At 68.4% G+C, this 19,420-nt stretch carries 17 protein-coding genes; 14 read left to right on the top strand and 3 right to left on the bottom strand.

The genetic code is table 11. The features are described from left to right. Positions 1-23 precede the first annotated feature (23 nt). The 12 genes from pheT to AZG88_RS06040 all read left to right on the top strand — a co-directional run bounded on the left by pheT (position 24) and on the right by AZG88_RS06040 (position 14,930). Positions 24-2,510, top strand: a complete 2,487-nt coding sequence (gene pheT, locus AZG88_RS06095) for a phenylalanine--tRNA ligase subunit beta (RefSeq protein ID WP_061044236.1) — start codon at positions 24-26, stop codon at positions 2,508-2,510. Between the two features lie 44 nt (positions 2,511-2,554). Beyond that, positions 2,555-2,953: a hypothetical protein gene (locus AZG88_RS06090; protein ID WP_061697203.1), complete on the top strand. Its 399-nt coding sequence runs from the start codon at positions 2,555-2,557 to the stop codon at positions 2,951-2,953. Between the two features lie 68 nt (positions 2,954-3,021). Then, positions 3,022-4,077, top strand: a complete 1,056-nt coding sequence (argC, locus tag AZG88_RS06085; RefSeq protein WP_005247372.1) for an N-acetyl-gamma-glutamyl-phosphate reductase — start codon at positions 3,022-3,024, stop codon at positions 4,075-4,077. After that, positions 4,074-5,318 (top strand): bifunctional glutamate N-acetyltransferase/amino-acid acetyltransferase ArgJ, encoded by a 1,245-nt coding sequence (gene argJ, locus AZG88_RS06080; protein WP_061044237.1) that lies wholly within the window; start codon positions 4,074-4,076, stop codon positions 5,316-5,318. Before argC ends, argJ begins: the two co-directional genes overlap by 4 nt. Further along, on the top strand, positions 5,315-6,241 hold the full coding sequence (gene argB / locus AZG88_RS06075; RefSeq protein WP_061697202.1) for an acetylglutamate kinase: 927 nt from the start codon (positions 5,315-5,317) through the stop codon (positions 6,239-6,241). The genes argJ and argB overlap by 4 nt, the downstream gene beginning before the upstream one ends. Continuing rightward, entirely contained in the window at positions 6,238-7,437 is a 1,200-nt protein-coding gene (locus tag AZG88_RS06070; RefSeq protein WP_061044238.1) for an acetylornithine transaminase, read from the top strand. Before argB ends, AZG88_RS06070 begins: the two co-directional genes overlap by 4 nt. Next, positions 7,434-8,381, top strand: a complete 948-nt coding sequence (gene argF, locus AZG88_RS06065) for an ornithine carbamoyltransferase (RefSeq protein WP_061044239.1) — start codon at positions 7,434-7,436, stop codon at positions 8,379-8,381. Before AZG88_RS06070 ends, argF begins: the two co-directional genes overlap by 4 nt. After that, the gene (locus AZG88_RS06060) at positions 8,378-8,914 is read left to right on the top strand and encodes an arginine repressor (RefSeq protein WP_005247363.1); all 537 of its coding nucleotides are present in this window, start codon (positions 8,378-8,380) and stop codon (positions 8,912-8,914) included. The genes argF and AZG88_RS06060 overlap by 4 nt, the downstream gene beginning before the upstream one ends. Before the next feature lie 47 nt (positions 8,915-8,961). Next, entirely contained in the window at positions 8,962-10,161 is a 1,200-nt protein-coding gene (locus AZG88_RS06055) for an argininosuccinate synthase (RefSeq protein ID WP_005247359.1), read from the top strand. Positions 10,162-10,163: 2 nt separating this feature from the next. Continuing rightward, positions 10,164-11,582 (top strand): argininosuccinate lyase, encoded by a 1,419-nt coding sequence (gene argH / locus AZG88_RS06050; RefSeq protein ID WP_005247355.1) that lies wholly within the window; start codon positions 10,164-10,166, stop codon positions 11,580-11,582. A 106-nt stretch (positions 11,583-11,688) separates the two neighbouring features. Continuing rightward, complete coding sequence (locus AZG88_RS06045) at positions 11,689-14,679, top strand: acyl-CoA synthetase (protein ID WP_082833243.1); 2,991 nt, start codon at positions 11,689-11,691, stop codon at positions 14,677-14,679. Positions 14,680-14,717: 38 nt separating this feature from the next. Further along, complete coding sequence (locus AZG88_RS06040; RefSeq protein ID WP_005247353.1) at positions 14,718-14,930, top strand: Trm112 family protein; 213 nt, start codon at positions 14,718-14,720, stop codon at positions 14,928-14,930. 25 nt (positions 14,931-14,955) lie between these two features. Here AZG88_RS06040 and AZG88_RS06035 read toward each other — a convergent pair whose 3' ends face one another. Genes AZG88_RS06035 through AZG88_RS06025 form a run of 3 tightly spaced genes read right to left on the bottom strand, consistent with a single transcriptional unit; the run spans position 14,956 to position 17,065 of the window. Continuing rightward, positions 14,956-15,582 (bottom strand): TetR/AcrR family transcriptional regulator, encoded by a 627-nt coding sequence (locus AZG88_RS06035; protein ID WP_005247352.1) that lies wholly within the window; start codon positions 15,580-15,582, stop codon positions 14,956-14,958. Next, on the bottom strand, positions 15,579-16,334 hold the full coding sequence (locus tag AZG88_RS06030) for an ABC transporter permease (RefSeq protein WP_025432839.1): 756 nt from the start codon (positions 16,332-16,334) through the stop codon (positions 15,579-15,581). Before AZG88_RS06030 ends, AZG88_RS06035 begins: the two co-directional genes overlap by 4 nt. Further along, a complete protein-coding gene (locus tag AZG88_RS06025) occupies positions 16,334-17,065 on the bottom strand; it encodes an ABC transporter ATP-binding protein (RefSeq protein WP_025432838.1) in 732 nt (243 codons plus the stop codon). Before AZG88_RS06025 ends, AZG88_RS06030 begins: the two co-directional genes overlap by 1 nt. Before the next feature lie 39 nt (positions 17,066-17,104). Between AZG88_RS06025 and AZG88_RS06020 the strand changes: the two genes are divergently transcribed. After that, positions 17,105-17,776, top strand: coding sequence for a DNA-3-methyladenine glycosylase (locus AZG88_RS06020; RefSeq protein ID WP_061044241.1), 672 nt, complete (start codon positions 17,105-17,107; stop codon positions 17,774-17,776). Positions 17,777-17,784: 8 nt separating this feature from the next. Then, on the top strand, positions 17,785-19,062 hold the full coding sequence (gene tyrS, locus AZG88_RS06015) for a tyrosine--tRNA ligase (protein ID WP_025432836.1): 1,278 nt from the start codon (positions 17,785-17,787) through the stop codon (positions 19,060-19,062). Positions 19,063-19,420: the final 358 nt, after the last annotated feature.

Here is a 19,420-nt window from a genome sequence, read left to right as displayed (position 1 = left end):
ACGAACGAGAGAGCTGAGCAGACGTGCGAGTAGCGCAATCCTGGCTGACCGAGATCCTGCAGCGTGCCACCCCGGACTGGGACGTCACCGCCGAGGAACTCGACGCAGGTTTCGTCCGGGTCGGGCTCGAGGTCGAGGAAGTCGACCGGCTCGAGCCCGTCGACGGCCCCCTCGTGGTCGGCAAGGTTCTCGAGATCACCGAACTCACCGAGTTCAAGAAGCCGATCCGCTTCTGCAAGGTGGATGTGGGGGCGGCCGAACCGCAGGGCATCGTGTGCGGCGCCCGGAACTTCGCTGTAGGCGACCTCGTGGTGGTCGCACTCCCCGGCGCAGTCCTTCCCGGTGGTTTCGCCATCGCGTCCCGCAAGACGTACGGGCAGGTTTCCGACGGGATGATCTGCTCGGTGGCCGAACTCGGCATCGGCAAGGACCACTCGGGCATCCTCGTGCTCGAGCCGGGCACCGCACTCCCCGGCGCGGACGCCAACGAGTTGATGGGCCTGCACGACACGGTCATCGAACTCAACATCACCCCGGACCGCGGCTACTGCTTCTCCGTCCGTGGGCTCACCCGTGAACTGGCGTGCGGGTTCGACCTCGACTTCGCCGACCCGGCGTCGGTGGCGCGGTACCCGGCGGAGGGGGAGGCGTGGCCGATCCGCGTCGAGCCGGAGTCGAAGGCGACGCGTTTCGCGGCCCGCCGGGTGACGGGGATCGATCCGAAGGCGGTCAGCCCGTGGTGGCTGCAGCGTCGGTTGCTGCTGTCGGGGGTCCGCCCGATCTCGCCGGCCGTCGACGTCACCAACTACGTTCTGCTCGAACTGGGCCAGCCGCTGCACGCGTTCGATGCCGCGAAGATCAGCGGCGAACTCGTCGTGCGCCGCGCGGTGGCGGGGGAGAAGCTGACCACTCTCGACGAGATCGAGCGCGCCCTCGACCCCGAGGACGTCGTGATCGCCGACGATTCGGGCGTCGTGTCGCTGGCCGGGATCATGGGTGGCGCGTCCACCGAGGTCGGCTCGGAAACCACCGACATCCTGCTCGAGGCGGCCACGTGGGATCCGCTCGCGGTGTTCAAGACCGCGCGCAGGCACAAGCTGTCGAGCGAGGCCGGCAAGCGTTTCGAGCGTGTTGTCGACCCCGAGATCCCCGTCGCGGCACTGGACCGGGCGGCCGCGCTGCTCGTCGACATCGCCGGCGGGCGGGTCGAGCCGGCGCTCACCGACATCGGTGAGGTCACCCCGCACGAGCCCATCCACATGGACATCGACCTCCCCGACCGCGTGGCGGGTGTCGACTACCCCAACGGCACCGCTGCGCGCCGGCTCACGCAGATCGGCTGCAACGTCGAGGTCGGGGTCAGCGACAGCGGACACGGTCAGCTCGTCGCCGGCCCGCCGTCCTGGCGGCCCGATCTGGTGCAGCCCGCCGACCTGGTGGAGGAGGTGCTGCGCCTCGAGGGGCTCGAGAAGATTCCGTCGGTGCTGCCCGCAGCCCCCGCGGGTCGTGGGTTGACTCCGGCGCAGCGTCGCAAGCGCGCGGTCGGCAGGGCCCTGGCGTTCTCGGGATACGTCGAGATCCTGCCTCCGGTCTTCCTGCCCACGGCGATCTTCGACACATGGGGGCTGGATCCCGAGGATCCGCGCAGGAACACCAGCACGGTGCTCAACCCGCTCGAATCCGATCGGCCGGAACTGGCCACCACGTTGCTGCCCGGACTTCTCGAGGTCCTCGCCCGCAACGTCTCCCGCGGTCAGCGCGACCTGTCGCTGTTCGGCATCGCGCAGGTCGTGCTGCCCGGCGCCGACACCAAGCCGGTCGAGGCGCTGCCGGTGGACCGGCGCCCGACCAACGAACAGATCACGGCACTGCTGCAGTCGTTGCCGGACCAGCCGGTGCACGTGGCGGCGGTGCTCACGGGGCAGCGTGAGCCGAGTGGTCCGTGGGGCGAGGGCCGAGCGGCCGACGCCACCGACGCGTTCGCCGCCGCCCGGACGGTCGCCGCCGCCGCCGGTGTCGAACTGGAGTTCCGCGCGACGCAGTACCTGCCGTGGCACCCGGGCCGCGGCGCCGAGCTGCTCGTGAACGGTGTCGTCGTCGGACACGCGGGCGAGTTGCATCCCGCCGTGCTCGAGCGCGCCGGACTTCCCCCGCGGACGAGTGCCGTGGAGATCGATCTGGACGCCCTGCCGCTGGTGGAGAACCTGCCTGCGCCGAAGGTCTCGCCCTTCCCCGCGGTTCTTCAGGACGTGGCGGTGGTGGTCGACACCGCGGTCCCCGCCGCCGAGGTCCAGGCGGCCCTGCGGTCGGGCGGAGGAGAGCTCCTCGAGGACATCCGGCTGTTCGACGTGTTCGAAGGTGAGCAGGTCGGGGAGGGCCGGAAGTCGCTGGCGTTCGCGCTGCGATTCCGCGGCGTCGACCGCACTCTGACCGAGGACGAGGCGAGCGCCGCCCGCGACGCCGCGGTGGCTGCGGCGTCCGCTGCCGTGGGTGCCGAACTGCGCAGCTGACCCGTAGCCTGGGTGGAGGGCCCGGGACGGTGAGGAGCGGTGCGATGACCGAAGTGCGCGACGTCGTGGCGGCGGCGAGTCAGTTGACCGACGCCGAGTTCCTCGAGGTGGTGCGTGCGGTGGCCGCGGGTCGTCCGGGCCTCGGCGCGCTCCTCGCGGCGGTGGACGTGGGTGCGGCGATTCCGGGCGAGGATCCGGTGACCGCGGAGGTCGTGCCCCACATCGCACCGGGTGTGCCCAAGCCGGACTACACGCCGGGTGGGGTCCCGACGTTCGACCGCGTGCGTGAGCGGATCGAGGGACGGTTCGGGACGGCGATGGGCTCCTCCGAACTCGCGCACGACAGCCCGTCGGGGCAGTCGCTGGACGAGGCGTGGGAGAAGCGGGAGAAGGCGGGCAAGGCCAAGCTCGACGAGATTCGGCGGTCGCTCGGCAAGCAGTGACCACGGATTGCGGCCCGTGGAGAGACCGCGGTGTGTATTAGCTTGCATGATGATGCATAATCAATCGTATGACTGAGCACGCGGGAAAACCGATCAGGATTGCCGTCGCCGGCGCGAGCGGATACGCCGGTGGCGAAGTGCTGCGTCTGCTGCTGGGGCACCCGTCGTATGCGGACGGTTCGCTCGTCATCGGCGCGCTCACAGCCGGCGGCAACGCCGGATCGACTCTGGGCTCGCACCATCCGCACCTGCTTCCCCTCGCCGACCGAGTGCTCGAGGACACCACCGTCGAGACGCTCGCCGGGCACGACGTGGTGTTTCTCGGTCTGCCGCACGGCAATTCGGCGCAGTACGCGAAGGCGCTGCCCGAGTCCACGGTCATCATCGACTGCGGCGCCGACTTCCGGCTGACGAACGCCGAGGACTGGGAGCGGTACTACAAGAGCCCGCACGCAGGCAGTTGGCCGTACGGACTTCCGGAACTCCCAGGTGCCCGCGAGAAACTCGTCGGCGCCACCCGCATCGCCGTCCCCGGGTGTTTCCCGACGGTGTCGAGCCTGGCGATGGCTCCGGCGGTCGCGGCGGGTGTCGTCGAACCCCGGGTCACGATCGTCGCCGTCACCGGCGCCTCCGGCGCGGGACGCGCACCCAAGGCCGATCTGCTCGGCTCCGAGGTGATGGGTTCGGTCCGTGCCTACGGTGTGGGCGGCGTGCACCGCCACACCCCGGAGATCATCCAGAACCTCTCCGAACTCGCCGGTGAGCGCGTCACCGTGTCGTTCACCCCCGTGCTGGCGCCGATGCCGCGCGGCATCCTCGCCACGTGCACCGCGGCCACCACCGCGTCCGAGGACGAGGTGCGCGCGATCTACGAAAAGGCTTACGCGGACGAGCCGTTCGTGCACGTGCTGCCCCGGGGCGTGCTGCCACAGACCGGGGCCGTCGTCGGATCGAACGCGGTCCAGATCGCGGTGACGGTCGACGCCGACGCCGGTCAGATCGTCGTGGTCGCGGTGATCGACAATCTTGCGAAGGGCACCGCCGGGGGAGCGGTGCAATCGATGAATCTTGCGCTTGGACTACCCGAGACCGCCGGTCTCTCGACAGTGGGAGTTGCCCCGTGAGCAGTGACAGCACGATCGATCCGCATCCGACCCGGGAGGTCGCCGGCGGCACCCTGGTCCGAACCCAGGGAGTGTCGGGGCCCGCGGGCTTCCGCGCGGCCGGGATCAAGGCGGGTATCAAGGCGAGCGGCAACGCCGACCTGGCTCTCGTCGTCAACGAGGGACCCGAGCTTGCAGCGGCGGGCGTCTTCACCGCGAACAAGGTGAAGGCCGCCCCCGTGCTGTGGTCGCAGCAGGTGCTCACCACGGGCAGGCTGCGCGCCGTCGTGCTCAATTCCGGTGGGGCCAACGCGTGCACGGGTGCAGGCGGGTTCCAGGATGCGCACAAGACGGCCGAGGAAGTGGCGTCCGCGCTGAGCAACTGGGGAACCGAGACCGGCGCCGTCGAGGTCGCGGTGTGTTCCACCGGTCTGATCGGCGACCGCCTGCCCATGGACAAGGTCCTTGCCGGTGTCACGGAGGCCGTGCACGAACTCGCCGGGGGAATCTCGGGCGGCACCGACGCCGCGTACGCGATCATGACCACCGACACGGTGCCGAAGCAGGCCGCCCTGCACCATGCGGACAAGTGGAACGTGGGCGGAATGGCGAAGGGCGCAGGCATGCTGGCCCCCGCGCTGGCGACGATGCTGTGCGTGGTGACGACCGACGCCGTCGCGACTGCCGCGCAACTCGACGCCGCGCTGCGGGCGGCGACCCGGGTGACGTTCGACCGGCTGGACGTCGACGGCGCCACGTCGACCAACGACACGGTGCTGCTGCTCGCGTCCGGTGCGAGCAACGTGACACCGACCCAGGAAGAACTGAACGCGGCCGTGACGGCCGTCTGCGATGATCTGGCCGATCAGATGATGGCCGACGCGGAGGGCGTCACCAAGCGGGTGCGGGTCACGGTGAGCGGCGCGGTCAGCGAGGACGACGCCCTGATCGGCGCCCGGACGGTGGCGCGGGACAGCCTCGTCAAGACGGCACTGTTCGGATCCGACCCCAACTGGGGCCGGGTGCTCGCCGCAATCGGCATCGCGCCGATCGAACTGGACCCCGACAAGATCTCGGTGTCGTTCAACGGCGCCCCCGTCTGCGTCGACGGCGTCGGCGCACCGGGTGCGCGGGACGTGGACCTGAGCGACATCGACATCTCCCTCGACATCGACCTCGGTCTCGGCGAACACGCGGTGACCATCCGGACCACCGACCTCTCGCACGCGTATGTCGAAGAGAACTCGGCGTATTCGTCATGACAGCGACCAGCGAGGCACTCAGCGGCATCACCGATCACCAGAAGGCGCACGTCCTGGCGGAGGCGCTGCCGTGGCTGCAGCAGTTCCGCGACAAGGTCGTCGTCGTGAAATACGGCGGCAACGCCATGGTCGACGACGCATTGAAGACGGCATTCGCGGCCGACATGGCGTTCCTGCGGACGGTCGGAATTCAGCCGGTCGTCGTGCACGGCGGCGGCCCCCAGATCAATGCCATGCTCGGAAAGCTCGGCATGACAGGTGAATTCAAGGGCGGTTTCCGCGTCACCACCCCCGAGGTCATGGACGTCGTCCGGATGGTGCTGTTCGGCCAGGTCGGCCGCGAACTCGTCGGACTGATCAACGCGCACGGACCGTACGCCGTCGGCATCTCCGGCGAGGACGCGCACCTGTTCACCGCCACCAAGCGCACCGTGATGGTCGAGGGCAGGCCGACCGACATCGGTCTCGTCGGCGACGTCACGACCGTGAACCCGGAGGCGGTCCTCGATCTGATCCGCGCGGGCCGAATTCCGGTGGTGTCCACGATCGCCCCCGACTCGGACGGTGTGGTGCACAACATCAACGCGGACACCGCCGCCGCCGCGCTCGCCGAGGCCATCGGCGCCGAGAAACTTGTGGTCCTCACGGATGTCGAAGGGCTGTACACGAACTGGCCGGACCGCGATTCGCTGGCCACCGAGATCGGCGTCGACGCACTCGCGCAGTTGCTGCCCAGCCTCGACGCCGGCATGGTGCCCAAGATGGAGGCCTGCCTGCGCGCGGTCCGCGGCGGTGTGCCCACCGCGCACGTCATCGACGGCCGTGTCGCGCATTCCGTTCTGCTCGAACTGTTCACCGGCGAGGGCATCGGCACGATGGTCACGCCCGGCCCGACGTCACCTACCGAGGGAGTTGCCTCATGACCGGAACCCCGGAACTCCAGCAGCGCTGGTCCGGCGCTCTGATGAACACGTACGGCGTCCCCAGAGTGGCGCTCACGCGCGGTCAGGGAGCGGTGCTGACCGACGCCGACGGCAAGGAGTACGTCGACTTCCTCGCCGGCATCGCCGTCAACATCCTCGGACACGCACACCCGGCGATCATCGAGGCCGTCACGACGCAGTTGTCGACCCTCGGGCACGTGTCGAACCTGTATGCCAGCGAGCCGGCGATCGAACTGGCCGAGAAGCTGCTCTCCCACCTGGGCGCTCCCGGACGTGTCTTCCTGTGTAATTCCGGCACGGAGGCCAACGAGGCGGCGTTCAAGCTCGCGCGGGCCACGGGACGATCGAAGATCATCGCCGCGGAGAACTCTTTCCACGGCCGCACGATGGGTGCTCTCGCGCTCACCGGCCAGGCCGCCAAGCGCGCGCCGTTCGAGCCGATGCCCCCGGGTGTCGAGCACGTGCCGTACGGCGATCTCGACGCTCTCGATCGCGCCGTCGACGCCGACACCGCGGCCGTGTTCCTGGAGCCGATGATGGGCGAGGGCGGCGTCGTCGTTCCGCCGGAGGGGTACCTCGTGGGCGCACGGCAGATCACCGCCGATCGCGGCGCCCTGCTCGTGCTCGACGAAGTGCAGACCGGGATCGGGCGCACGGGCTGGTTCTACGCACATCAGGCGGTCGGGATAGTGCCCGACGTCATGACCCTTGCGAAGGGTCTCGGTGGCGGGATGCCGATCGGCGCGTGCATCGCGACCGGTGCGGCCGCGGACCTGTTCGGGCCGGGCAAGCACGGCACGACGTTCGGCGGGAACCCCGTCTGCGCGTCGGCGGCCCTCGCCGTGCTGCGGACGATCGCCGAGGACGACCTCATCTCCCGCGCCGACACGCTCGGCAAGTCGCTGTCGGCCGGCATCGAAGGTCTCGGACATCCGTTGATAGACCACGTCCGCGGCGCCGGGCTGCTGCTCGGCATCGTCCTGACCCAGGACGTGGCCCCCGCGGTGGAGAACTCCGCGCGCGAGGCCGGATACCTGATCAACGCCGCGCAACCGGGCGTCGTCCGGCTGGCTCCGCCCCTGGTCCTCACGGACGACCAGGCCGAAGGTTTCGTCGCGGCGCTGCCCGCGATTCTCGACAACGCGCAATCGGCCGCTCAGCCGGGAAAGCAGTGACGACCGTGGTGAAACACTTTCTCCGGGACGACGACCTCACCCCTGCACAGCAAGCCGAGGTTCTCGAGCTCGCCGCCAGGCTGAAGAAGGCCCCGTTCGCCGAGCGCCCGCTCGAAGGTCCCCGTGGGGTCGGCGTGATCTTCGAGAAGAATTCGACGCGTACCCGGTTCTCGTTCGAGATGGGCATCGCCCAGCTCGGCGGTCACGCGATCGTCGTCGACGGGCGCAGCACCCAGCTCGGCCGCGAGGAGACGCTGCAGGACACGGGCCGCGTCCTGTCGCGGTACGTCGACGCCGTGGTGTGGCGCACGTTCGGGCAGAAGCGGCTCGAGGCGATGGCGTCGGGTGCCGACGTCCCGATCGTCAACGCGCTCTCCGACGAGTTCCACCCGTGCCAGGTCCTCGCCGACCTGCAGACCCTCGTGGAGCGCAAGGGTTCGCTGAAGGGGTTGAAGCTCACCTACCTCGGCGACGGCGCCAACAACATGGCGCACTCGCTGATGCTGGGCGGTGTGACCGCAGGCGTCGACGTGACCATCGCCGGCCCCGAGGGATTCGCACCCCTCCCGTGGGTGGTCGAGGCGGCCCGCGCGCGGGCCGCCGAGACCGGCGCGACCATCACCCTCAGCGGTGACCCGCAGGCGGCGGTCGTCGGCGCGGACGCACTCGTCACCGATACGTGGACGTCGATGGGCCAGGAGAACGACGGGCTCGACCGGGTCGGTCCGTTCCGCCCCTTCCAGATCAACGAGGCGCTGCTCGCGAAGGCCGACGCCGACGCGGTGGTCCTGCACTGCCTGCCCGCCCACCGCGGGGAGGAGATCACCGACGCGGTTCTCGACGGACCGCAGAGCGTCGTGTGGGACGAGGCGGAGAACCGGCTGCACGCGCAGAAGGCACTGCTGGTGTGGCTGCTCGCACAGCGAACCGGAGACCGTCCGTGAGTGCGGCACCTCCGCAGAGTGCAGGTGCGGCTCAGCCGCAGCGCGCCGCCAACGCGGCGACGGCACCGACACGGGCGGGACGGCAGGCGCGCATCGTCGCGATCCTGTCGAACAACCCCGTCCGCAGCCAGACCGAACTTGCGGCGCTGCTCGCGGCCGAGGGCATCGACGCCACCCAGGCCACGCTGTCGCGAGACCTCGAAGAACTGGGTGCCGTGAAGCTTCGCGCCGCAGACGGCGGCGCCGGGGTCTACGTGGTGCCCGAGGACGGAAATCCCGTCCGCGGCGTCTCCGGCGGAACCGACCGGCTGTCGCGGTTGCTGGGGGAGTTACTGGTGTCGACCGATGCCAGTGGCAACATGGCGGTGCTGCGAACTCCCCCGGGGGCAGCGCACTATCTGGCGAGTGCACTCGATCGGGCATCATTACCTGACGTCGTGGGAACCATCGCGGGGGATGACACCATTCTCGTAGTGGCACGCGAGCCGCTGAGCGGGGCGGAACTCGCGGCCAAGATCGAATCCCTCGCCTGACAACTGAATCATCTCTACAGATCTTCAACCTAAGGAGCACAAGGACCATGGCCGATCGCGTCGTACTCGCCTACTCGGGCGGGCTGGACACCTCAGTCGCCATCAGCTGGATCGGCAAGGAGACGGGCAAGGAAGTTGTTGCTGTCGCCATCGATCTCGGCCAGGGCGGCGAGGACATGGAGGTCGTGCGTCAGCGTGCACTCGACTGCGGTGCGGTCGAGTCGGTCGTGGTGGATGCGCGCGACGAGTTCGCCGACGAATACTGCCTGCCGACCATCCAGGCCAACGCCCTCTACATGGACCGCTACCCGCTCGTGTCGGCCATCAGCCGCCCGCTGATCGTCAAGCACCTCGTCGAGGCGGCGCGTGCCCACGGCGGCACCACGGTCGCGCACGGCTGCACCGGCAAGGGCAACGACCAGGTCCGGTTCGAGGTCGGCTTCGGATCGCTCGCTCCCGACCTCGACGTGATCGCACCGGTCCGCGACTACGCGTGGACCCGTGAGAAGGCGATCGCGTTCGCCGAGGAGAACGAGATCCCGATCAACGTCTCCAAGAAGTCGCCGTTCTCGATCGACCAGAACGTGTGGGGCCGCGCCGTCGAGACCGGGTTCCTCGAGGACCTGTGGAACGCGCCGACCAAGGACGTCTACGACTACACGCAGGATCCGACCGTCAACTGGCAGGCCCCGGACGAGCTGATCATCAGCTTCGAGGCCGGCCGCCCCGTCGCGATCGACGGCAAGCCGGTCAGCGTCCTCGAAGCGATCCAGGAGCTCAACCGCCGCGCCGGCGCTCAGGGCGTCGGGCGCCTCGACGTCGTCGAGGACCGTCTCGTCGGCATCAAGAGCCGTGAGATCTACGAGGCTCCCGGAGCCATGGTCCTCATCAACGCTCACCAGGAACTCGAGCACGTCACGCAGGAACGCGAGCTCGGCCGTTACAAGCGTCAGACGGAGCAGCGCTGGAGCGAGCTGGTCTACGACGGCCTCTGGTTCTCCCCGCTCAAGGTCGCGCTCGACACGTTCATCGAGAAGACGCAGGAACGCGTCTCCGGCGACATCCGGCTGGTGCTGCACGGCGGTGCGATCATCGTCAACGGCCGCCGCAGCAACCAGTCCCTGTACGACTTCAACCTGGCCACTTACGACGAGGGCGACACGTTCGACCAGTCCTACGCCAAGGGCTTCGTGCAGATCCACGGACTGTCCTCGAAGGTCGCGGCGAAGCGCGATCTGGGCCTCTAGGTATGAGTGCTCACGGCACCAACGAAGGAGCCCTCTGGGGCGGCCGGTTCGAGTCCGGACCGGCCGCCGCCATGGCGGCGCTGAGCAAGTCCACCCACTTCGACTGGGTGCTGGCTCCGTACGACGTGCGCGCGTCCCAGGCGCATGCCCGGGTGCTGCACAAGGCCGGCCTGCTGGGTGACGACGACCTGGCGGCGATGCTCGACGGTCTCGGCAGGCTCGCGGCCGACGTCGCGAGCGGCGAGTTCGTCCCGAGCGAATCCGACGAGGACGTGCACGGGGCGCTCGAGCGCGGCCTGATCGATCGGGTCGGTCCCGAGGTCGGGGGACGCCTGCGCGCCGGGCGTTCGCGCAACGATCAGGTGGCGACGCTGTTCCGGATGTGGCTGCGGGACGCCGTCCGCCGCGTGGCCGCGGGTGTCCTCGACGTCGTCGACGCACTCGCGACGCAGGCCGCGGCGCACCCCTCCGCGGTGATGCCGGGCAAGACCCACCTGCAGGCCGCGCAGCCGGTGCTGCTCGCGCACCACCTGCTGGCACACACGCACCCGTTGCTCCGCGACGTTCAGCGGCTGCGGGACTTCGACGTGCGGGCGGCCGTGTCGCCGTACGGTTCCGGAGCGCTGGCCGGCTCGTCACTCGGACTCGATCCCGAGGCGATCGCCGCGGAGCTCGCCTTCGATTCGTCGGCCGAGAACTCGATCGACGCCACGTCGTCGCGGGACTTCGCGGCCGAGGCGGCGTTCGTGCTCGCGATGATCGGCGTCGACCTGTCGCGGATGGCCGAGGAGGTCATCCTCTGGAGCACTCCGGAATTCGGCTACATCACGCTCGCGGACGCCTGGTCGACCGGCTCGTCGATCATGCCGCAGAAGAAGAACCCGGACGTGTCCGAGCTCACCCGCGGCAAGTCCGGGCGGCTGATCGGCAACCTGACCGGTCTGCTGGCCACTCTGAAGGCGCAGCCTCTCGCGTACAACCGGGATCTGCAGGAGGACAAGGAGCCGGTCTTCGATTCGGTGGCGCAGCTCGAGTTGCTTCTCCCGGCGATCACCGGACTGGTCTCCACTCTCGAATTCCACACGGACCGAATGGCGGAACTGGCACCGGCGGGATTCACGCTGGCCACCGACATCGCCGAGTGGCTCGTTCGTCAGGGCGTCCCGTTCCGGGTCGCGCACGAGGCGGCGGGGGCGTGCGTCCGCGTTGCCGAGGCGCGGGGCGTCGGACTCGAGGATCTCACCGACGACGAACTCGCCGGGGTCGACCCGGCGCTCACTCCGGACGTGCGGGAGGTGCTCACCGTCGAGGGCTCGATCGCCTCGCGTAACGCCCGCGGCGGTACGGCCGGTATCCGTGTGGCCGAACAGTTGGGCGGGGTCCGTCAGCTGTCCGAGTCACTGCGTGAGTGGTGTCGATGACGCCCGTGTCGGACGCCCCGGATTAGGGGCTGTGTGACGCGTCGAGCGCAGTAGGGTGAGGGCGGGCGGCAGTGAGACGTGCGTCACGGTTCGAGAGTCTGGGAGAGTGTTCGTGGGACTGAATACCGAAACGGTGATGGGCCCGATCCGTCGCGTGGTGGCGACGGCGCAGAACGGGTTGGAGGTAGTTCGCCTCGGTGGACTCGAGACGGACCTCACCACGTCGCCGTTCGAGGTGGTCGAACGCGCACCGATGTATCGGCTCCGCAGGTATTTCCCCGACACCGACCCTGCCGACGCCGGGCCCCCGATCGTTCTGGTCCCGCCGATGATGATGTCGGCCGACGTCTACGACGTGACCCGCGATCAGGGCGCAGTCGGCATCCTGCACTCGATGGGGATCGACCCGTGGGTGGTCGACTTCGGATCGCCGGATTCCGAAGAGGGCGGGTGGGATCGGAATCTCGCCGACCACATCGTCGCGATCAGCGAGACCATCGACCAGGTGCGGGCGCACACCGGTCGCGACGTCTACCTGTCCGGATACTCGCAGGGTGGCATGTTCGCCTACCAGGCCGCCGCGTACCGCCGCAGTCGCAACATCGCCGGCCTCGTGACGTTCGGCAGTCCGGTCGACACGCTCGCCGGGTTGCCGTTCGGTATCCCGGCGGGGTTCGCCACCGACGCTGCCGGCTTCCTCGCCGACCACGTCTTCAACCGGCTCGCGGTGTCGGGGTGGATGGCGCGCACCGGTTTTCAGCTCCTCGATCCCGTCAAGACACTGAAGTCGAGGCTCGACTTCCTGCGTCAGTTGCACGACCGGGAAGCGTTGTTGCCGCGGGAGCAGCAGCGGCGGTTCCTCGCGACCGAGGGCTGGGTGGCGTGGTCCGGTCCGGCTGTTGCGGAGTTGCTCAAGCAGTTCATCGTGCACAACCGCATGATGACCGGCGGGTTCGTGATCAAGGACCAGGTGGTGTCGCTCGCGGAGTTGACCTGCCCCATCCTCGCGTTCGTCGGGGAGGTCGACGACATCGGTCAGCCGTTGGCCGTCCGCGGTATCCGCCGGGCCGCCCCACGCGCGAATGTGTACGAATCAACTTTGCGGGCAGGACATTTCGGTCTCGTCGTCGGTTCGGCTGCGGCGACCCACACGTGGCCCACGACCGGGAAGTGGGTGCTGTGGAACGAGGGTCTCGGGCCGCGGCCCACCACTATCGAGCTCATGCGCTACGACGAACATTTCGGCAGCGAATCCGGAGTCTCCATCAGCGACCGCATCATTCACACCGTGGCATCGGTCGCCGAGGTCGGCGTCGGTGTCGGCAAAGGGATCAGTGATTTCGCTTCGGGGGCGCTGCGAGGAACGGTGGAACTGTCCGGCGAGGCCACGCGGGCGCTGCCGCGGCTGGCCCGGCTCGGTCAGATCCAGCCCCACACCCAGATCTCGCTCAGCCGGTTGCTGGCCGAGCAGGGTCGGAAGGCGCCGGGCGGTGAGTGCTTCCTCTTCGACAATCGCGTCCACACCTACGCGGCGGTCAATCAGCGGATCGACAACGTGGTGCGCGGCCTGATCCAGGCCGGTGTCCGTCCCGCCGCCCACGTCGGCGTCGTGATGCAGACGCGCCCGAGTGCGCTCGCCGCCATCGCGGCGCTGTCCCGTCTCGGTGCGGTGGCTGTCTTGCTGCCCCCGGGTCGGGAGGTCCACACCGCGATCCGCATCGACGGTGTCGAACGCATCGTCACCGACCCGGAGAATCTCGACGCGGCGATCGCGACCGGGATGCAGGTCCTGGTTCTGGGCGGTGGCGACCAGCGCGAACTCGACGTGGATCCGTCGGCGAACGTCGTGGACCTCGAGAAGATCGACCCCGCCGCCGTGACACTGCCTGGCTGGTACCGGCCTGATCCCGGTCTCGCTCGTGAACTGGCATTCATCATCTGCAGTGAGTCCAACGGCCACTGGGAGACGAAGCAGATCACCAACTACCGGTGGGCGCTGTCGGCGTTCGGAACGGCCTCGGCCGCCGATCTGGACCGCGGCGATACCGTGTATTGCCTTGCACCCCTGCATCATTCGTCGAGTCTGCTGGCCGCGATCGGTGGTGCCGTGGCGGGTGGCTCCCGGATCGCGCTCTCACGCGGAGTCGATCCCGAGCGGTTCGCCGAGGAAGTCCACCGCTACGGGGTGACCGTGGTGAGCTACACGTGGACGATGATGCGTGAGATCCTCGACGCCGAGAACCTCGCGCTCGACGGCAGTCACCCCGTCCGGCTCTTCATCGGATCCGGAATGCCGCAGGGGTTGTGGCGTCGCACCACGGAGCGGTTCGCACCGGCGAAGGTCCTCGAGTTCTACGCCTCCACCGAGGGCGACGTGGTTCTCGCGAATGTCGCAGGCGCGAAGGTCGGGGCAAAGGGGCGCCCCCTCCCGGGGAGCGCGGAGGTCCGGCTCGCGGCCTACGACCCGATCGCCGGCCGGCTGCTCGAGGACGAGCAGGGGTTCATCCGGGAATGCCAGGACGACGAGGTCGGTCTGCTTCTCGGCAGGGCGGGCGTGCACGCCGAGATGTCCGGCGGCGCGATGCGGGGAATCTTTGCCGCGGGCGACGCCTGGATTCCGACGGAGAACCTCTTCCGTCGCGACGCCGACGGGGACTACTGGCTGGTCGACCACAGGAAGACCGTCATCGCGACTCCGCGGGGAGCCGTGTTCACCCAGCCGATCGTCGATGCGCTCGTGTCCGTCGATCGCGTCGACCTCGCCGTTGCCTACGGGGTGGAGGTCGGCGGCCGGACACTGGCCGTGGTCGCGTTCACCCTCCGCGAAGGGCGGGCGCCGAGGCTGGCGGAAATCTCCGACGCCTTCGAGGTGCTTCCTCCCGCGCTGCGACCAGACATCATCCAGGTGGTGGAGGACATCCCGCTGGGGTCCTCGTACCGTCCGAATGCCGAGGCGCTGAGCGCGGCCGGACTGCCCAAGCCGGGAACCCGTGTGTGGTATACCGATCCGGAATCGCAGCAGTACAAGCGACTGACCAAGGCAGTGGCCGCGGAGTTTCAGAACGGCTCCGCCGGGGTGTCTGCCGGTGCGCGGTAACCTGACACTGCTCACCCGAACGGTTGGAGAGGACTTCCGTGGTTATTGATCCGACGTTGCTCGGCATTCTCGCGTGCCCACAGGACAAGGGTCCTCTGCTGTTGGTCGGCGACGAGCTGCTCTACAACCCTCGCCTGCGGCGGGCCTACCCCATCGAGAACGGGATTCCCGTCCTCCTCATCGACGAGGCCCGGGACGTCGGCGCGGACGAGCACGAGACGCTGCTCGCCCGGGCTGCCGGCGAGGCCTGATCACACCGGACTCAGGCGAGCCCGATCACACCGGCAGAGCACCGGTGAGGTAGCGCTGCAACGTCGGTCCGACGATCGCGACGAGATCGTCGACGGGCAGCGACGCGAGTGGCTCGAATTCGAGGATGTACCGCGTCACCAGAACCCCGGCCATCTGGGATGCCACCAGCTGCATGCGCAGCATCCCGGTTCCCGGCGGCTCGTCGACGCGCGGTCCGAGGTCTCGGAGCACGACCTCCAGCAGGAACGTGCGAATGAGATTGGGTTCGTTTCCCGCCATCGCGGACCGGAACGCCGCGACCACGGCGGGCTTGTGCGGCGACTCCCAGACGGAGAAGACGGCCCGGGCGAGGTGACTACCGACCTCGCCCGTCGGAATGTCGAGCACCGGAGCGATCACCTGCGTCGGATCCACGGGAATGTCCACCGAGGCGAGGAACAGTTCTCGTTTGGTTCCGAAGTAGTGGTGGATCAGGGCGGAGTCGACGCCGGCTCCGGTGGCCACGGAGCGCACGCTGGTCTTGTCGAAGCCGTTCTGTGCAAACAGTTTCCGTGCACTCGCCAGGATTCGTGACCGTGTGTCCGGGTTGCCCGGGCGTCGACCCGTGCGCAGACCCGGGGTGGCGTCCGCGCGTGTCGCGGGGCCGGTCATGGTGTGCGACGCCTCAGGGTCGCGGCGCCCAGCGACAGTGCGAGGAGCGCGAAGGCGGCGACCACCGCCAGGTCGCGCCACATGAGCCCCGTCGCCCCGGGATGGGTGGCGACCTGCTGCAGCGCCTCGACCGCGTAGCTCAGCGGGAGGACGTTGCTGATCCACTCGAGCCACGTGGGGAGCTGATCTCGCGGAACGAGCAGACCGCACAGGAACAGCTGGGGCACCACGACCACCGGCATGAACTGCACCGCCTGGAACTCGGTGCGCGCAAAGGCGCTGCACAGTAGGCCGAGGGCGACGCCGAGTATCGCGTTCAGCACGGCGATCAGCAGCACCCACGTCACGCTGCCCTCGGTGGTGAGGCCGAGGAATCCGAACGAGACGACGCAGGCCAGCGCCGCCTGCGCCGCTGCGGCCGTGGAGAACGCCGCCGCGTAGCCGCCGAGCAGGTCGAGTTTGCCCATCGGGGTCGTGAGCAGGCGTTCGAGTGTTCCCGACGTCCGTTCGCGCTGCATCGCGATTGACGTGACGAGGAACATCACGACAAACGGCAGGATGCCGAGCATCGTGATCGCGACGCGCTCGAACAGCGACAGCTGACCGGGTGGCGCCGGAACGTTCTGATACAGGAAGTACAGCAACACCATCAGCAGACTGGGTACCACCAGAATCATGGCGACGGTGCGGTGATCCGTCCGCAGTTGCGCGAGGATCCGGCCCGCAGTGGCCGCGAAGATCGTGACGTTCATCAGTTCTCGCTCCCGACATGTGATGCGCGAATGAGGTTCAGGAAGGCGTCTTCGAGGCTCGCCTCACCGGTCTGCTCCCGGAGTTCGCCGGGGGAGACCTGCGCGAGAACGTAGCCGTCGCGCATGAGGAGGAGCGAAGCGCAGTGCTCGGCCTCGTCCATGACGTGGCTCGACACGAGCAGGGTGGTACCGGCGTCGGCGAGAGCGTCGAACCGTTCCCACAGTTCGACGCGCAGGAGTGGGTCCAGGCCGACCGTCGGCTCGTCGAGGACGAGGATTTCGGGGCGTGCCACCAGTGCGCAGGCGAGGCTGACCCGTCCCAGCTGTCCTCCCGACAGATCTGCCGCCTTCTGGGTTGCGAAGCGGGTCAGGCCCACCGCGTCGACGGCTTCGGTGACCGCGTTCGACGGCTGACCGTAGAGCGCGGCGAAGTAGGCCACGTTTTTCTTGACCGTGAGGTCGGAATACACGCTGGGTGACTGGGTGACATATCCGACGCGGCTTCGCAGCGAGACCGAGCCTGCGGGGGAACCCAGCACCGTGACCGTCCCCGATTCCACGATCTGCGTGCCGACCACGCACCGCATCAGCGTGGTCTTTCCGCAGCCGGAGGGTCCGAGGAGGCCGGTGATGGATCCGCTCGGCACCTGGACGTCGATGCCGTGCAGCACTTCGTTCTTGCCTCTTCGCACGTGCAGATCTCGGATGTCGATCGCCGGGCTGCCGGTCATGGCGGGCCTCAATTCATCACTGGGTGAATTCATTGCTTGATGAATTATGCGACCGTCGGGGTGGCGTCGTCAACGGTTGTGGAGAATCGGGACGTGACCATCGATCGACTTGACCGGGCGGAACCCGTCGATGCCGCGCGAATCGTTCTCGGATCCATGCTGATCGTCGGAGACGTCCGCATCCGCATCGTCGAAGTGGAGGCGTACGGCGGGGAGAAGGACGGCCCGTGGCCCGATCCGGCATCGCACTCCTACCGAGGGAGGACGCCGCGCAACGAGGTGATGTTCGGCCCGGCCGGGCACCTGTACGTCTACCGCAGTTACGGGATGCACTTCTGCATGAACGTGTCGTACGGGCCGGTCGGAAGCGCGGGCGGGGTGCTTCTCCGGGCAGGCGAAGTGCTCGACGGTTGCGCGACGGTTCAGGCGCGCCGGCCCCGCGTCACGCGACCTGCGGATTGGGCGCGCGGTCCCGGCAACCTGGGGTCCGCGACCGGCGTAACCCTCGCCGAGAACGGTGCGGCGTTGTTCGAGCACGATTCGCCGGTTCGACTGGAGGTCGCGGAGTCGGACGGCTGGGTGAGTGGCCCCCGTGTCGGTGTCAGCACGGCCGCCGACCGGCCGTGGCGCTTCTGGATTCCGGAGTCGCCGGCGGTATCCGCGTACCGGAGAAGCCCGCGTGCGATGCCCGCCGACGAGCAGATGGGATGATCGAACCCGTGACTGAGAACATCATCGATGAACTGACCTGGCGCGGGCTCATTGCCCAATCAACCGATCTGGACGCGCTGCGTCGTGATCTCGACGCCGGACCGGTCACGCTCTATGCCGGTTTCGATCCAACCGGACCGAGTTTGCACGCCGGCCATCTCGTGCCCCTGCTCGCGCTGAAGCGATTCCAGCGTGCGGGTAACCGCCCCATCGTGCTGGCCGGTGGAGCGACCGGTCTGATCGGCGATCCCCGCGACGTCGGTGAGCGGACGATGAACTCCGCCGACACCGTGGCCGAATGGGCCGATCGGATCCGGGGTCAGCTCGAACGCTTCGTCGACTTCGACGACTCGCCGAGCGGCGCGATCATCGAGAACAACATGAACTGGACCGGCAAGCTGTCGGCCATCGACTTCCTGCGCGACGTGGGCAAGCACTTCTCCGTCAACGTGATGCTCGCGAGAGACACCGTCAAGCGGCGCCTCGAATCCGACGGCATGTCCTACACCGAGTTCAGCTACATGCTCCTCCAGGCCAACGACTACCTGCACCTGCGGCGCAGTCACGGCTGCTCGCTGCAGGTCGGCGGATCCGACCAGTGGGGCAACATCATCGCCGGCGTCGAACTGAACCGTCGCATCGACGCCGAGTCGGTGCACGGTCTGACCGTCCCGCTCGTCACGTCGGCGGACGGCAAGAAGTTCGGGAAGTCGACCGGAGGCGGAAGCCTGTGGCTCGACCCGGAGATGACGAGCCCCTACGCGTGGTACCAGTACTTCGTGAACACCGGCGACGCCGACGTGATCAAGTACCTGCGGTGGTTCACCTTCCTCACGGCCGAGGAGTTGGCGGAACTGGAGACGGCGACGGCCGAGCGGCCGCATGCACGCGAGGCGCAGCGCCGGCTCGCCGCCGAGATGACGACTCTCGTGCACGGCGAAGCCAACACTCGCGCCGTGGAGCTCGCGAGCCAGGCACTGTTCGGCCGCGCAGAACTGCAGGACCTGGACGAGCCGACGCTCGGTGCCGCCCTCCGGGAGGCGTCCGTCGCGGAACTTGCGCCGGGGGAGCCCGCCGGCATCGTCGACCTCCTGGTTCTCAGCGGATTGTGCGAGAGCAAGGGTGCGGCACGCCGCACCGTGAAGGAAGGCGGCGCGTCGGTGAACAACCAGAAGATCTCGAGTGAGGACTGGGCCCCCGCACCGACCGATCTGCTGCACGGAACGTGGCTCGTAATTCGCCGTGGAAAGCGCAACTTCGCCGGCATCAAGGTGCTGTCGAACTAGCGTGCGGCGGGTCACACCGGCGTAATTCGGCGAAATCCGGTCCGGTGGCCCGCGCGCAGCGCGGGCCACCAGCGGATTTTACATGCCGGATGCCTGTGACCTGGGGATTTGACGCTCCGTTTCCCGTCGCGTAACTTATTCCAGGTCAGAGCGACACGGACACCGACCCCGGCCGGAAGGCGGGGGACACGAGGTTGGACGCAGGCGCCTGAACTTCCCGAGAATACCGAACTTGGTTCGATGCTTTCGAGATGTCCTGATCGCCCCGGTTTGCGCCGGGAAGCGGCAGGAGATAAGATGGAACGGTTGCCCCGGAGCGGCTGGCGAGTGTGCCAGAAGTGATGGTGTGTGCGTGTTC

Source organism: Rhodococcus sp. LB1 (assembly GCF_001583455.1).
Taxonomy (GTDB): Bacteria; Actinomycetota; Actinomycetes; order Mycobacteriales; family Mycobacteriaceae; genus Rhodococcus_F; species Rhodococcus_F opacus.
This window is presented reverse-complemented; position numbering and strand designations above follow the sequence as displayed.